General features: G+C 74.0%; 7 protein-coding genes and 1 pseudogene. 6 read left to right on the top strand and 2 right to left on the bottom strand.

Going from position 1 to position 14,202, the window contains the following annotated elements:
• The first annotated feature begins 4 nt into the window (after positions 1-4).
• Positions 5-1,192, top strand: a complete 1,188-nt coding sequence (locus ACGFIE_RS32560; protein WP_007462913.1) for an FAD-dependent monooxygenase — start codon at positions 5-7, stop codon at positions 1,190-1,192.
• 13 nt (positions 1,193-1,205) lie between these two features.
• Here ACGFIE_RS32560 and ACGFIE_RS32555 read toward each other — a convergent pair whose 3' ends face one another.
• Complete coding sequence (locus tag ACGFIE_RS32555) at positions 1,206-2,042, bottom strand: GNAT family N-acetyltransferase (RefSeq protein WP_393302196.1); 837 nt, start codon at positions 2,040-2,042, stop codon at positions 1,206-1,208.
• A gap of 153 nt (positions 2,043-2,195) precedes the next feature.
• Here ACGFIE_RS32555 and gltB point away from each other — a divergent pair, with 153 nt between their 5' ends.
• From gltB to ACGFIE_RS32540, 3 genes and pseudogenes are all read left to right on the top strand, one after another.
• Positions 2,196-6,902, top strand: a complete 4,707-nt coding sequence (gene gltB / locus ACGFIE_RS32550) for a glutamate synthase large subunit (RefSeq protein ID WP_393302122.1) — start codon at positions 2,196-2,198, stop codon at positions 6,900-6,902.
• A complete protein-coding gene (locus tag ACGFIE_RS32545) occupies positions 6,895-8,430 on the top strand; it encodes a glutamate synthase subunit beta (protein ID WP_393302119.1) in 1,536 nt (511 codons plus the stop codon). The genes gltB and ACGFIE_RS32545 overlap by 8 nt, the downstream gene beginning before the upstream one ends.
• 67 nt (positions 8,431-8,497) lie before the next feature.
• A pseudogene (locus tag ACGFIE_RS32540) lies at positions 8,498-8,701 on the top strand (hypothetical protein); the annotation flags it as partial.
• A gap of 307 nt (positions 8,702-9,008) precedes the next feature.
• Here ACGFIE_RS32540 and ACGFIE_RS32535 read toward each other — a convergent pair.
• Positions 9,009-10,541: a M1 family metallopeptidase gene (locus ACGFIE_RS32535; protein WP_393302116.1), complete on the bottom strand. Its 1,533-nt coding sequence runs from the start codon at positions 10,539-10,541 to the stop codon at positions 9,009-9,011.
• A gap of 190 nt (positions 10,542-10,731) precedes the next feature.
• On the opposite strand from ACGFIE_RS32535, the gene ACGFIE_RS32530 reads away from it, so the two are divergent.
• Both ACGFIE_RS32530 and ACGFIE_RS32525 read left to right on the top strand, forming a co-directional pair.
• Positions 10,732-13,263 (top strand): FtsK/SpoIIIE domain-containing protein, encoded by a 2,532-nt coding sequence (locus ACGFIE_RS32530; protein WP_393302113.1) that lies wholly within the window; start codon positions 10,732-10,734, stop codon positions 13,261-13,263.
• 2 nt (positions 13,264-13,265) lie between these two features.
• Positions 13,266-14,186, top strand: a complete 921-nt coding sequence (locus ACGFIE_RS32525) for a hypothetical protein (RefSeq protein ID WP_393302110.1) — start codon at positions 13,266-13,268, stop codon at positions 14,184-14,186.
• The last annotated feature ends 16 nt before the right edge of the window (positions 14,187-14,202 follow it).

The raw sequence follows: 14,202 nt of genomic DNA, 5'->3' as shown, positions 1-14,202 counted from the left end.
ACCGATGCGAAGCGCGGTGGTGGTGGGTGCCGGGGTCGGTGGCCTCGCGGTCGCCGGCGCGCTGGCCCGCTCCGGTTGGCAGGTCACCCTGCTGGACCGCGCCGAGCGGGTCCGCCCCGAGCCGACCGCTGTGGTGCTCTGGCCCAACGGTGTCCGCGCGTTGCAGGCCCTCGGCCTCGGCGCCGGTCTGGCAGCCATCGCCACCCCGCTGCCCGACGGTGGGGTCCGCCGTCCGGACGGGCACTGGCTGGTGCAACCCCGGCCGACGCCTGCCGACCGGATGCCTGTGGTGGTGCACCGGGAGGATCTGCACGACGCGTTGATCGCCGGCCTCGGTGACCGGGTCGAGCTGCGTACCGGGGTGACAGTGCGCCACGTCCGCGTCGAGCCGGGGGAACGCCCCGGGGTGAACGACGGGCGGCACACCATCGAGGCCGACCTGGTGGTGGCCGCGGACGGCACGGACAGTGTCATCCGTCGCCAACTGGCCCCCGAGTCCGGCGTGGTCAGCTCCGGCTGCGCGGCGTGGCGGGCCGTCATCCCCTGGTACCGGGCGCCCCGACTGCCCGCCGACCAGCCGATCGCCGGCGAGGTTCTCGGCGCGGGCTACCGGTTCGTGGCCGCCTCGCTGGGTGAGCGTGGCTCGTCGGGTGGTTCCAGCCGGGGTGGCATCTACTGGGTGGCCACCGCCGCCGGCGCTCCGCGCCCCGAGCCGCCGGAGACCCAGCTCGCCCTCCTGCGCCGCTGGTACGCCGGCTGGCCGGCGCCGATCGCCGCGCTGCTCGACGCCACCGACCCGAGCGACCTCGTGCAGCAGGAGGTCCGCGAGCTGCGTCCGCTGCCGCGCGCCTACGGCTTCGGCGTCGGGCCGGGCGGGGTGGTGCTGCTCGGCGACGCTGCGCACGCCATGCCGCCGCACCTCGGTCAGGGCGCGTGCCTCGCCTTCGAGGACGCCGCCACGCTCGCCTCGCTGCTGCGCGAGGCCCGCCTGCCGGACGCCGTGCAGACGTACGACCGGGTGCGCCGTCCCCGGGCCGCGACAGTGGTCCGGCAGACCCGGCGCATGTCGGCGGTGCTCCAGACCCGGGGCCGGTTGGCGCTGCGCGCCCGCGACGCCGCGCTCGGCACCATCAACTCGCGGCTGCTCTCCAGCGCCGCCGCCTCGGCGGCCCAGTGGCGTCCGCCGGCCTGACCGTCCGCGCGGTTCAGGGGATCAGGGCGGTGGGTTCGGCGATGCACGCGGTACCGATGCGTCGGAAGCCGACGCGCAGGTAGACCCGGGCGATCTCCTCGCTGCCCGCGGACAGGAAGACGAGGCCGGTGCCGGCGGCGAGCAGTTCGTGGGCGAGGGTGGCGGTCAACGCGGCGCCCATGCCGCGACGTCGGGCGGCCGGCAGGGTGGCCACCCCGGCGATCTCCGCGACGTCGTCCACCCGCATCGCCATGCCGCTGGCCAGCGCGCCCTCGGTGGGTGTCCCGGCCAGCGCCGAGATCCGCCGGCCGTCGGCGATGCGGACCCGCTCCTCGTCCAGAGCGGCGAGCTCCAACTCGGTGACCGCCGCGTCCCGTTCGGCCGGGCCGGCCGTGCCGGGCGCGGTGCCAGCGGCGCCGAACGCCACGGCCGCCACCGCCCGCCGGGCGGCCACGTCGGCGGCGAGGTCGGGCGCGTCCGCCGCCAGCACCCGCACCGGTACGTCGGACAGCGTCGCCGGGTCGGGCAGCGCGGCCGGGTCGAGGACCATCAGCGGGGCCTCCAGCACGTTCAGCCCCGCCGAGCGGGCCACCGCCAGCAGCTCGGGGGTCGTCTCGTGCACCCACTCGAAGGCCTCCGGCAGGCCCAGCTCCCGCTGGCGCTCCCGCGCCGAGCTCACGTCGGCCAGCGACGGCGCCTCGGTGGCGCCGATCCGGGGGCGGGCGTAGAACGGCCAGCCGACGCCCTCGCGGACGAACAGCACCAGCCCGCCATGCTCCTCGACACCGGCGACGTCGCGGGGCACCGCGTCGTAGAAGCGTTCCAACCGGTCGAAGATGTCCTTGTGCACCGAATCCACCGCGCGAGACTACACGTCCCAGACTCTGGACGGTGTGATCAATCTTGAGTGGCCTTGCGCCCCCAGCCCTAACGTAGACTCAATAGACCCACGGGCCGACGTCGTCCCCACCATGATCCAACCTGAGTGACGACAGGAGGCCCGGTGGCTCAGCCGTACGCGGACACGACACAGCCGCACCCGCACAGCCCGCAGGCGTCCCCGACGCCCGGCCCCCATCCGCCCGCCCAGGGTCTCTACGACCCGGCGCAGGAGCACGACGCCTGCGGGGTGGCCTTCGTGGCGGACATGCACGGCCGACGGTCCCACGCGGTCGTCGCCAACGGGCTCGGTGCGCTCTGCCGCCTGGACCACCGTGGCGCCCGGGGCGCGGAGCCCAACACAGGCGACGGCGCGGGCATCATGATCCAGGTCCCGGACGCGTTCCTGCGCGCGGTCGCCGACGTGACGCTGCCACCGGCCGGCGAGTACGCCACGGGCCTGGTGTTCCTCCCCGACGACGACGCTGCCGAGGCGCGTGCCCGTCGGGTGGTCGAGAAGTACGCGCTGGTCGAAGGCGCGGAGCTGCTCGGCTGGCGGGACGTGCCGATCGAGCCGCAGGGACTCGGCGAAACCGCTCTCGCGGCCATGCCCCGGGTGCGGCAGGTCTTCGTGGCCGCGCACCGCCTCACCGACTCGCCCGCCGGGCCGGCCGGTTCCGCACTGAGCGGCATCGAGCTGGACCGGGTGGCCTTCTGCCTGCGTAAGCAGGCTGAGCGGGAGACCGCCGAGCGGGGCGTGCCGGCATACTTCCCGTCGCTGTCCAGCCGCACCATGGTCTACAAGGGCATGCTCACGCCCGACCAGTTGCCGGCGTTCTACCCCGACCTGCGCGACGAGCGGGTGGAGAGCGCGATCGCGCTCGTGCACTCCCGGTTCTCCACGAACACCTTCCCGTCCTGGCCGTTGGCGCACCCGTACCGGCTCATCGCCCACAACGGCGAGATCAACACGATCCGCGGCAACCGCAACTGGATGCAGGCCCGCGAGGCGCTGCTGCGCTCGCCGAACGTGCCGGGCAACATCCGACGGGTCTTCCCGGTCTGCACGCCCGCCGCCTCCGACTCGGCGAACTTCGACGAGGTCCTGGAGCTGCTGCACCTGGCCGGCCGGAGCCTGCCGCACGCGGTGCTCATGATGATCCCCGAAGCCTGGGAGAACGACCCCGGGATGGATCCGGCCAAGCGGGCCTTCTACCGCTTCCACGCGAGCCTCATGGAGCCGTGGGACGGTCCGGCGTCGGTGGCCTTCACCGACGGCGAGATCGTCGGCGCGGTGCTGGACCGCAACGGGCTGCGCCCGGGGCGCTGGTGGCAGACGGACGACGGCCTCGTGGTGCTGGGCTCCGAGGCGGGCGTGCTCGACCTCGACCCGGCTCGGGTGGTCGCCAAGGGGCGGCTCCAGCCGGGGCGGATGTTCCTGGTCGACACCGTGGCCGGGCGGATCGTGCACGACGACGAGATCAAGTCCGAGTTGGCCGCCGCGCAGCCGTACGGCGAGTGGCTGCACGCCGGGCTGATCGAGCTGGACGACCTGCCGCCCCGCGAGCACACCGTCTACACCCACGACTCGGTGCGTCGGCGCCAGCAGACCTTCGGCTACACCGAGGAGGAGCTGAAGATCCTGCTCGCGCCGATGGCCCGTACCGGCGCCGAGCCGCTGGGCTCGATGGGCACGGACACCCCGATCTCGCCGCTGTCCACCAGGCCGCGGCTGCTCTACGACTACTTCCACCAGCTCTTCGCCCAGGTCACCAACCCTCCGTTGGACGCCATCCGCGAGGAGTTGGTGACCAGCCTCGCGTCGACGATCGGGCCGGAGGGCAACCTGCTCGACCCGAACGCGGCGAGCTGCCGGCAGATCGTGCTGCCCCGCCCCATCATCGACAACGACGAGTTGGCGAAGATCCTCTCCATCGACGAGGACGGCGACCTGCCCGGCTTCAAGGCGGTGCGGGTCTCCGGGCTGTACCGGATCCGCGAGGGCGCCGCCGGGATCAAGGCGCGGCTGACCGAGATCTGCCGGCACGTCTCCGAGGCCATCGAGGACGGCGTCCGCATCCTGGTGCTCTCCGACCGGGACTCCAACGCCGATCTCGCGCCGATCCCGTCGCTGCTGCTCACCGCGGCCGTGCACCAGCACCTGGTGCGGGAGCAGACCCGCACCCAGGCGGCGCTGATCGTGGAGTCCGGCGACTGCCGGGAGGTGCACCACGCGGCGGTCCTGATCGGGTACGGCGCGGCGGCTGTCAACCCGTACCTGGCGTTCGAGTCCGTGGAGGACATGATCGCCACGGGCGCGCTGCTCGGCGTGGAACCGGCAGCGGCGGTGCGCAACTACGCCAAGGGGCTCGGCAAGGGCGTCCTGAAGATCATGTCCAAGATGGGGATCTCGACGGTCTCGTCGTACTGCGGTGCGCAGGTCTTCGAGGCGGTCGGCCTGGACACCCGGCTGATCGACCGTTACTTCCGGGGCACCCCCAGCCGGATCGGCGGCGTCGGGCTGGCCGGCGTGCACACCGAGGTGGCCGCCCGGCACGCGCTGGCCTGGCCGCCGGCGAACACCGCCGGCTCCGACCGGCTGGAGGTCGGCGGCGAGTACCAGTGGCGCCGCGAGGGTGAGCTGCACCTGTTCAACCCGGAGACGGTCTTCCTGCTCCAGCACGCCACCCGCAGCCGGCAGTACGACGTCTTCCGCCAGTACACGGCCAAGGTCGACGCGCTCGCGGCGCAGGCCGGCTCGCTGCGTGGGCTGTTCACCCTGCGTACCGGGGTCCGTCCGGCGGTGCCGATCGAGGAGGTCGAGCCGGCCACCGAGATCGTCAAGCGCTTCGCCACCGGCGCCATGTCGTACGGGTCGATCTCGGCCGAGGCGCACGAGACGCTCGCCATCGCCATGAACCGCCTCGGCGGCAAGTCCAACACCGGCGAGGGCGGCGAGGACGTCGACCGGCTGCACGACCCGCTGCGGCGCTCCTCGGTCAAGCAGATCGCCAGCGGCCGGTTCGGTGTCACGAGCGAATACCTGGTCAACGCCGACGACCTGCAGATCAAGATGGCCCAGGGCGCGAAGCCCGGCGAGGGCGGCCAGCTGCCCGGCAACAAGGTGTGGCCGTGGATCGCCCGGACCCGGCACGCCACTCCCGGCGTCGGTCTGATCTCGCCACCGCCGCACCACGACATCTACTCCATCGAGGACCTGGCTCAGCTCGTCCACGACCTGAAGTGCGTCAACCCGGCGGCCCGGGTGCACGTCAAGTTGGTGAGCGAGGTGGGCGTGGGCACCGTCGCCGCCGGGGTGGCCAAGCTCAAGGCCGACGTCATCCTGATCTCCGGCCACGACGGCGGCACCGGCGCGTCCCCGATGAACTCGCTCAAGCACGCCGGCACCCCGTGGGAGCTGGGGCTGGCCGAGGCGCAGCAGACGCTGCTGCTCAACAAGCTGCGCGACCGGGTCACCGTGCAGGTCGACGGCCAGCTCAAGACGGGCCGCGACGTCCTGGTCGCGGCGCTGCTCGGCGCGGAGGAGTTCGGCTTCGCGACCGCGCCGCTGATCGTCTCGGGCTGCGTGATGATGCGGGTCTGCCACCTGGACACCTGCCCGGTCGGCATCGCCACCCAGAACCCGGTGCTGCGCGAGCGGTACACGGGCACGCCGGAGTTCGTGGAGAACTTCTTCCTGTTCCTCGCCGAGGAGGTGCGGGGATATCTGGCCGAGCTGGGCTTCCGGTCCATCGAGGAGGCCATCGGGCAGACCGAACTGCTCGACGTGGCCCCGGCGGTGTCGCACTGGAAGGCCTCCGGGCTCGACCTGGCATCCGTCCTGCACCTGCCGGAGTTGCCGGCCGGCGCTGCCCGGCGCGGGGTGCGCGCCCAGGATCACGGTCTCGAGCACGCTCTGGACAACGAGCTGATCGCGCTGGCCCGTCCGGCCCTGGAGGACGGGGCACCGGTCCGCGTCGAGGTCGCGGTGCGCAACGAGCACCGTAGCGTCGGCGCGATGCTCGGCGGCGAGGTGACCCGCCGCTTCGGCGGGGGCGGCCTTCCGGACGACACAGTCGAGTTCGTGCTGCACGGCACCGCCGGGCAGTCGTTCGGCGCGTTCCTGCCGCGCGGGGTGACGCTGCGCCTGCACGGCGACGCCAACGACTACGTGGGCAAGGGCCTCTCCGGGGGCCGGCTCATCGTCCGTCCGGACGCCACCGCGCCGTTCCTCGACCCGGACGCCGAGCCGGGGCAGCGGGCCGAGGATCAGATCATCGCCGGCAACACCATCCTGTACGGGGCCACGGCGGGCGAGGTCTTCCTGCGCGGTCGGGTGGGGGAGCGGTTCGCGGTGCGCAACTCCGGCGCGGTCGCCGTCGTCGAGGGCGTCGGCGACCACGGCTGCGAGTACATGACCGGTGGCACGGTGGTGGTGCTCGGCGCGATCGGCCGCAACTTCGCCGCCGGTATGTCCGGCGGTACGGCGTTCGTGCACCGGCTGGACCGGTCCCGGGTCAACGCGGAGCTTGTCGACCTGGCGCCGCTGCGCGAGCAGGAGCAGGCGCTGCTGCACGAGCTGGTGCAGCGGCACGTGGCCGAGACCGGGTCGGCGGTCGCCGAGGAGCTGCTCAAGCGCTGGCCGGAGGCGGTGTCCGAGTTCACCGCAGTGGTGCCCCGCGACTACCGCCGGGTGCTGGAGATCATGCGGGCCGCCGAAGCAGCCGGCCGCGACGTCGACGACGCGGTGATGAGCGCGCTCAGCGTGCCGTCCGCCGCGCCGGTGCCGCCCGCCCCGCGGGTGGCTGCCCAGGAGGTGGCACGTGCCTGACCCGAACGGTTTCCTGCGCTACGACCGGCGGTTGCCGGCCCGCCGCCCGGTGCCGGTGCGGATCAGCGACTGGCGGGAGGTGTACCCGCCGGCCGGCGAGGAACTGGTCCGTGAGCAGGCCACCCGATGCATGGACTGCGGCATCCCGTTCTGCCACGACGGCTGCCCGCTGGGCAATCGCATCCCGGACTGGAACGACCTGGTCCGCACCGGCAACTGGGACGCCGCTGTGGAGTCGCTGCACGCCACAAACAACTTCCCGGAGTTCACCGGCCGGCTCTGCCCGGCGCCCTGCGAGGCGGCCTGCGTGCTCGGTATCGCCGGCGGCCAGCCGGTCACCATCAAGCAGGTCGAGGTGGAGATCGCCGACGCGGCGGCGGCGCGCGGGCTCACCCCGCGTCCGGCGCCGGCGCCGTCGGGCCGGTCGGTCGCCGTGGTCGGCTCCGGGCCCGCAGGCCTGGCCGCCGCCCAGCAGTTGGCCCGCGCCGGTCACAGCGTGACGGTGTACGAGCGCGACGACGCGATCGGCGGCCTGCTCCGGTACGGCATCCCCGACTTCAAGTTGGAGAAGCGGCACATCGACGCCCGGTTAGCGCAGCTCACCGCCGAGGGGGTGCGCTTCCGCACCGGCGTGCACGTAGGCGTCGACGTCACCGCCGAGCAGCTGCGCGCCGAGCACGACGCGGTGCTGCTGGCCGCCGGGGCGTTGCAGGGCCGGGACACCCCGGAGACCCCGGGGCGGGCGCTGCGGGGCGTACACCAGGCGATGGCGCACCTGGTCGCGGCGAATCGCGCGGTCGCCACGGCGACCGACGGCGGGCCCGGCGTGGCGGTCACCGGCGAGGGCCGGGCGGCCCGCGCGGTGCTGCCGGACGGCACCCCGATCGACGCGGCAGGCAAGCACGTGGTGATCATCGGTGGCGGCGACACGGCTGCCGACTGCCTCGGCGTCGCCCACCGGCAGGGCGCCGCCGGCGTCCACCAGCTCGACCTGTACCCGCAGCCGCCGCAGGAGCGCGACGAGGCCCGTGACCCGTGGCCGACGTGGCCGTGGCTCCTGCGCAGTTACCCGGCGCACGAGGAGGGCGGCGAGCGGGTCTTCGCCGTCGCGGTGCAGGAGTTCGTGGACGACGGCACCGGTCAGGTGCGCGCGGTGCGGATCGCCGAGGTGACAGTCGAGAAGCGCGACGGTCGACGGGTGGTCACCGTCGTCCCGGGTTCCGAGCGGGAGCTGCCAGCCGACCTGGTGCTGTTGGCGATCGGTTTCGAGGGCACCGAGCAGCAGCCGCTGCTGGAGCAGTTCGGCGTGACCCGCAACCCGCGGGGGGCGATCGACGCCCGCGACGACTGGCAGACGGCCGCCGACGGCGTGTTCGTCGCCGGTGACATGCACCGGGGCGCCTCGCTGATCGTGTGGGCCATCGCCGAGGGGCGCGCGGCTGCCGCCGCGATCCACGGTTACCTGGGTGGCGCCGTCGCGTTGCCGGCGCCGGTCGGCCCGGCCGCGCAGCCGCTCGCCGTTCGCTGAGGTTCGTTCGAGCAGTTCCGGCCGGCGTGGCAGGCATCTGCCGCGCCGGCCGGACCATGAGACAGCGGTGCAGGTCGGCATGATCGCCTGCGCGGGGATCATTCCGCTGGCGCTCATCTGCGGCCCGGTCCGAGACATTCCCTGGTTCTGGACCCTCGTCGACCTGTCCTTCGCGGTGGGGGCGTTCGCGCCGCTCTGGTTCGCCTATCGGCACATCCGTGCGGTCGAGGCGAGCACGGCCGAGCCGGTGGCTGACCCAGCGGTCGTGTGATCGGCTCCCCTCGGAAGGCCGGCCGGGCGGGTGAGTCACACTCCTCGCAATCCCTGTAGAGCTGCCCCAGATATGGGCCGCCGCCATTGCCCCATTCCTGGGGCAGCTCTACAGGCCGGCACCAAAGTGGTCGGCCGTCGATCCGCGGCCCTGAAGAACAGCGGGATGCCGCGAAGGTGGGGCGCTGGTGACCGGGGGGCCGCCCTGGCTGAAGCGGAGGTCGGCGAGGAAGGGCCCGCCGCAGGGGCGGCCGGCGCGGAAGGGCCCGCCGCAGGGGCGGCGAGCCCTTCCGGTCCACACCGAATCGCTAGTGGGACATCAGCTGGTGCGACTCGCGGATCTTGCCCCACGACTTGGGCTCGGTCGGCGGGGCGGCCTTGCGGGCGGCGCTTGCCACGTCGGGCCGGCCCGGGGTGAACAGCCAGGTGGTGAACAGGTCGTCCAGGTCCAGGCCGGAGATCCGCTCGGCCAGGGCCTGGAACTCCTCGATGGTGCCGTTGCCGTGCCGGTGCTCGGCCGTCCACGCCGGCAGGATCGCGAAGAACGCGTCGTCGCCGACGGCCAGCCGGAGCTGGTGCAGGGTCATCGCGCCCCGGTCGTAGACCGCGTCGTCGAAGACCCGATCGGCGCCCGGATCACCGGGCAGCACCTGCCAGAACTCGTCGTCGGCCGGATAGCTGGCGTACGTGAAGTCGAAGATTTCCTGCGCGGTGCCCTCGTCCTGCTCCTCCGACCAGAGCCACTCGGCGTACGAGGCGAAGCCCTCGTTGAGCCAGATGTTGCGCCACTCGGCGACCGAGACCGAGTCGCCGAACCACTGGTGGGCGTTCTCGTGGGCCACCACGTACGTGTTGGCGCCGCGACGCCAGAAACCCGGGCCGTACACCGGGCGGGTCTGCGTCTCCAGGGCGAAGCCGATGCCGTCGACCGGCCCGGCAACGCCGCCTCGTGCCTCGGACGGGTACGGGCCGAAGATCCCGCTCTCCCAGTCGGTGATCTCACCGGTCCGTTCGATGCTGGCCCGCGCGGCCGGCCCGAGCGCGCCCAGCGAGGTGCTGTACGCGTTGATCACCGGCTGGCCACCGGGGGTGGTGTCGGTGACGATGTCGTACTGGCCGATCGCCATGAAGGCCAGGTAGGTGGCGGTGGGAGTGGTGGTCCGCCAGATCCACCGGGTGCGGTTGCCGGCCTCGGCCGCCGGTGGCCGGGGCTGCACGCCGTTGCTGATCACCTCGACGCCGGTGGGCACCGAGACGGAGATGTCGAAGGTGGCCTTGTCCAGCGGGTGGTCGTTGCTCGGGAACCACCACCACGCCGACTCGGGCTCGTTGACCGCGAGCGCCCCGTCGTCGGTGCGCGTCCAGCCGGTGTAGCCGCCGACAAGGGTCTCCGACGGGATGCCGCCGTAGCGCACCACGATGGTGAGCTGCTGGCCCCGGGTGATCGTGCGGGCCGGGGTGACCACCAGTTCGTGCGCGCCCGCCGTGCCGGTGGTGGCCTCCCAACCGTTGACCCGCACCGACTCGACGTCGAGCAGGAAGTCCAGGTTGAACGCCGAGAGGTCCTGCGTGGCGGTGGCGAGGATCGTGGTGGTGCCGGTGAGCCGGTCGGTGGCCGGGTCGTAGCGCAGCCGGACGTCGTAGTGCGAGACGTCGTAGCCGCCGTTGCCGTAGTCGGGGAAGTAGGTGTCGCCCAGGCCGGGGGCGCCGGGTTGCGGCGCGACCGAGACGACGGGCCGGCCCCAGCCCGTCGGGGCGGCCGGGGCGGGCGTGCCGGTGAGCATGGTGCCGGCGGTGGTGAGGGTCAGGGCGGCGGTGGCCGCCGTGAGGACTCGTCGCACGAGGTGGACTCCCTCCATCGGGTGTACGCACCGCCAACCTAATCGACAACTGTGAACGTTGCTCGCCGGTCGTCGCCGCGGATGGGTCACGGCGTCGCCGTCGCGAAAGAGTGGGTCGCTACTGTCCCGGTGTGACAGCTGTCCGTTAGGGTTTCGGCGAACCGGACGGCCGTGGCGTGGGAGGCAGAGCGTGGGCAGGCTCGCGTCGGCGTACGGGCAGGCGGTCACCGCCCATCGGTCGGCCCGCGCGCACCTGGAGGCCGCCCGGGGCGTGCTCGGCGTGGCGCCGGCTCCGAGGCCGCAGGCCGGCGGGGGCGACCTCGTCGCCCGACTCGCGCGTCTCGGCGGCGCGCTGGCCACCCCGACCCCCGGCGCCACCGCGCTCACCGACGCGCCCGCCGCGGTGCGGATCGGTGAGGCGTCCACCCCGGACGGTGGCTTCCCGGTGCTGCTGCCGCTCGGCGGCGGCCACCACCTGGCCCTGGACACCGACGCCCGGGACGGGCGGGTCGCCGCGCTGCTGCGCGCGCTGGTGCTCCGGCTGGTCGCCACCGCGCCACCCGGTCGGGTGCGGGTCACCGGCATCGACACCGCCGCGCTGGGCGCCACGTTCGGCCCGCTGCGCCCGCTGCTCGACGCCGGGGTGCTCGAAGCGCCGGCGACCGGCGAATCCGAGGTGGCCGCCCTGCTGGCCGCCGCCGAACGGCACGCCCGCGAGGCCCAGCACGCCGAGCCCTCCACCCGGCAGTTGCTGCTGGTGGTCGCCACCGCCGCTCCGCCGCCGCGCGAGCTGGCCCGGCTCGCCGCGCTCACCCACGCCGGCCCGGCCGCCGCCGTCTGCGTGCTCCTCGCCGGCCATCCGTCGCGGCTGCCCGGCGAGATGTCGCCGCCGCTGGGCAGCACCACCGCCATCCGGCTCAGCGAGGGGTACGCGCACGTCGGCGACCCGCCCGGCGCCCCGTTCAGCGCCGACGGCAGCGGCCTCGCCGCACCCGTGCTGCTCGACGGCGATCCGCCGCCGGCCTCGGTCCGCGCGCTGGCCGAGCACCTCGGCGCCGCCGCCCGCCGCGCCGACGCGCTGCCCTTCGCCGAGCTGATGCCCGAGCGGCGCTGGGCCGAGTCCGCGGCGAACGGCCTGCGTACCGTCGTCGGCCGGGCCGGCACCGCGCCGCTTACCGTCGCCTTCGATGACGCAACCCCGCACTGGCTGGTCGGCGGGCGCACCGGCGCCGGCAAGACGGTCTTCCTCCTCGACGTCCTCTACGGGCTGGCCGCGCGCTACTCGCCTGCCGAGTTGCAGCTCTACCTGCTCGACTTCAAGGAGGGCGTGAGCTTCACCGAGTTCGTGCCCACCGGCCGTGACCCGTCCTGGCTGCCGCACGCCCGTGCCGTCGGCATCGAATCCGATCGCGAGTACGGCCTCGCGGTGCTGCGCGAGCTGCGCCGGGAGGCACAGCGTCGGGCCACCGCACTGAAGCGGCACGGCGTCACCAAGCTCGCCGACCTGCCACGCGACAGTCCGCTGCCGCGCATCGTGGCAGTCATCGACGAGTTCCACGTGCTGCTCGCCGGCAACGACGCCCTGGCCCGCGAATCCGTGGACCTGCTGGAGGAATTGGCCCGCAAGGGCCGCTCCTACGGCATCCACCTGGTGCTGGCGAGTCAGAGCATGACAGGCATCGAGGCGCTCTACGGTCGAGCCGAGGCGATCTTCGGGCAGTTCGCGCTGCGGGTGGCACTGCCCGGCGGCGGCGGGGTCCTCGACCAGCTCAACGACGCAGCCGCGGCCCTGCCGATCGGCTCCGCCGTGATCAACACGGCCGCCGGGGCGGTCGGCGCCGACACCGTGCTGCGCTTCCCCGACGCGCACGCCGCCGCCGCTGACCTCGCCGCGCTGCGCCACGAGCTGTGGCAGGCCCGCCCGCCGGGCTCGCGGGCCCCGGCGGTCTTCAAGGGGTACGAGGCGGCGCGCGTCGAGGACGATCCCACGTTCGCCGGGCTGCGCCCCGGTGGCCGCCGCCCCATGGCGCTTGTCGGCCGGACAGTCGACGTGCACGGCACCACCGCCCTGTTCCTGATGGACTCCACTCCCGGCCGGCACCTCGCCGTGGTGGGCACCGCACCGGCCGGCGCGGACGTGCTGCGCGCCGCGGCGCTGAGCCTGGCCCGCCAACACACCCCGGGCGACGCCCGGTTCCAGGTGGCCTCCGTGGTCACCGCCGCCGACCCCATCGCGGCCGAGACCGAGGCCGCGCTACGGGCCGCCGGTCACCCGGTGCACCGCCTCGACGCGGCCGGCCTGCGTGACCGGATCGTCACGCTGGCCGCCGAACCGGCCGGCCGCGAATACCTGGTGGTGTTCGGGATGGACGCCGCTGCCGGAGTCCTCGGCGCGGCCGACCCGGTCACGTTCCGCTCCGGTCTGGACGACCTGCGTACGCTGCTGCGCCAGGGTCCCGCCCAGGGCGTGCACCTGCTCGGCTGGTGGCGGGGCCTGCGACGGCTCTCCGACGACCTCGGCGGCACCCAGAACCGCGACGACGTCGCCTGCCTCGTCGCGCTCAACGTGCCCGGCGCCGAGCTGGCCCTGCACCTCGGGGTGCACGACCTGGCCTACACGCCGCGCGCCGACCGGGCGCTGCTTGTCGACAGGCACGACCAGCGCACGAGGCTGATCGTGCCGTTCGCCCGCGACGGGCACGAGTCGTACGGGGAGCGGTGACGGTGTCCTTCGAGGAGTACGCGGCGCTGGCCCGACAGCTCGCCGAGCACCGCCGTGCCGGCGAGCGGGACGCCGCGGCCGAGTCCGAGCGCCGCCGTGACCTGCACGCCGCCGCCGACTACCTGCACCAGCGGCTGACCGCCCAGGGCCACCGCCTCGACCAGCTCGGCCGCGCGACAGGCATCGACCAGCCACCCGCCGGTCCGACTGCCGCACCGGGCAACGACGCGTCGGGAGCGAGGCCGGGCGTCCCACCCGTGGGGTCGGGCTCGCCGGCGGCGACCGGGTCGGCCGGTGACCCTGCCGCTTGGCCTGGTCCGCCGGCGGGGTCCGGCTCGGAAACCGCACCCGGATCGGGGGACGGCGGCTCCGCCGGCGCAGCCGGCGTGCCGGGGCGGGCGGGTGTCGGGGCGTACCCCGAGCTGCCGGGGGTGCAGGCGCGGCTGGCGCTGCCGACGGCGGTGACCCCGACGGGCGCCGGGGTGCCGGCGCAACGGGCGGCCGTGGTCGACCCGGTGGTGGAGCTGGAGCTGGCCCGGCGGATGGCCGACGAGGCGGACCGGCACGGGCAGCAGGCCGAGGTGCTGGCCCAACGGCCGGCGCTGCTGCCGACGTGGTCCGCGCTGGCACGGGCGGTCGCCGTCTACGCCGCGTGCGGTGCGGCGGCGGGGGTGCTCATGCTGACCCTGGTGCTCGCCTCCGGGGTCGGTCTGGTGGATGGCTTCACCCTCGGTGCGTGGATCTGTGCGGGGCTGCCGGCGCTGGCGTTCTTCGGGGGATACCTGGTGCTGGGCCGGTGGGGGAGGCCCGCCATGGTCGCCGGCACCCCACCCCGCTACCTGCCGCTCGGGTTCCTGATCTGCTTCCTGCTGGTGCCGCTGGGCTACTGCGCCTATCTGCTGCTGTTCCGCGCCCTGCGCTGAGGGGTTTACGACGAAC

Origin of the sequence: Micromonospora sp. NPDC049275, assembly GCF_043197115.1 — a bacterium.
Classification (GTDB): Bacteria; Actinomycetota; Actinomycetes; order Mycobacteriales; family Micromonosporaceae; genus Micromonospora.
Note: the sequence above shows the minus strand (reverse complement) of the source record. Positions and strands in the feature narration are given on the sequence as shown.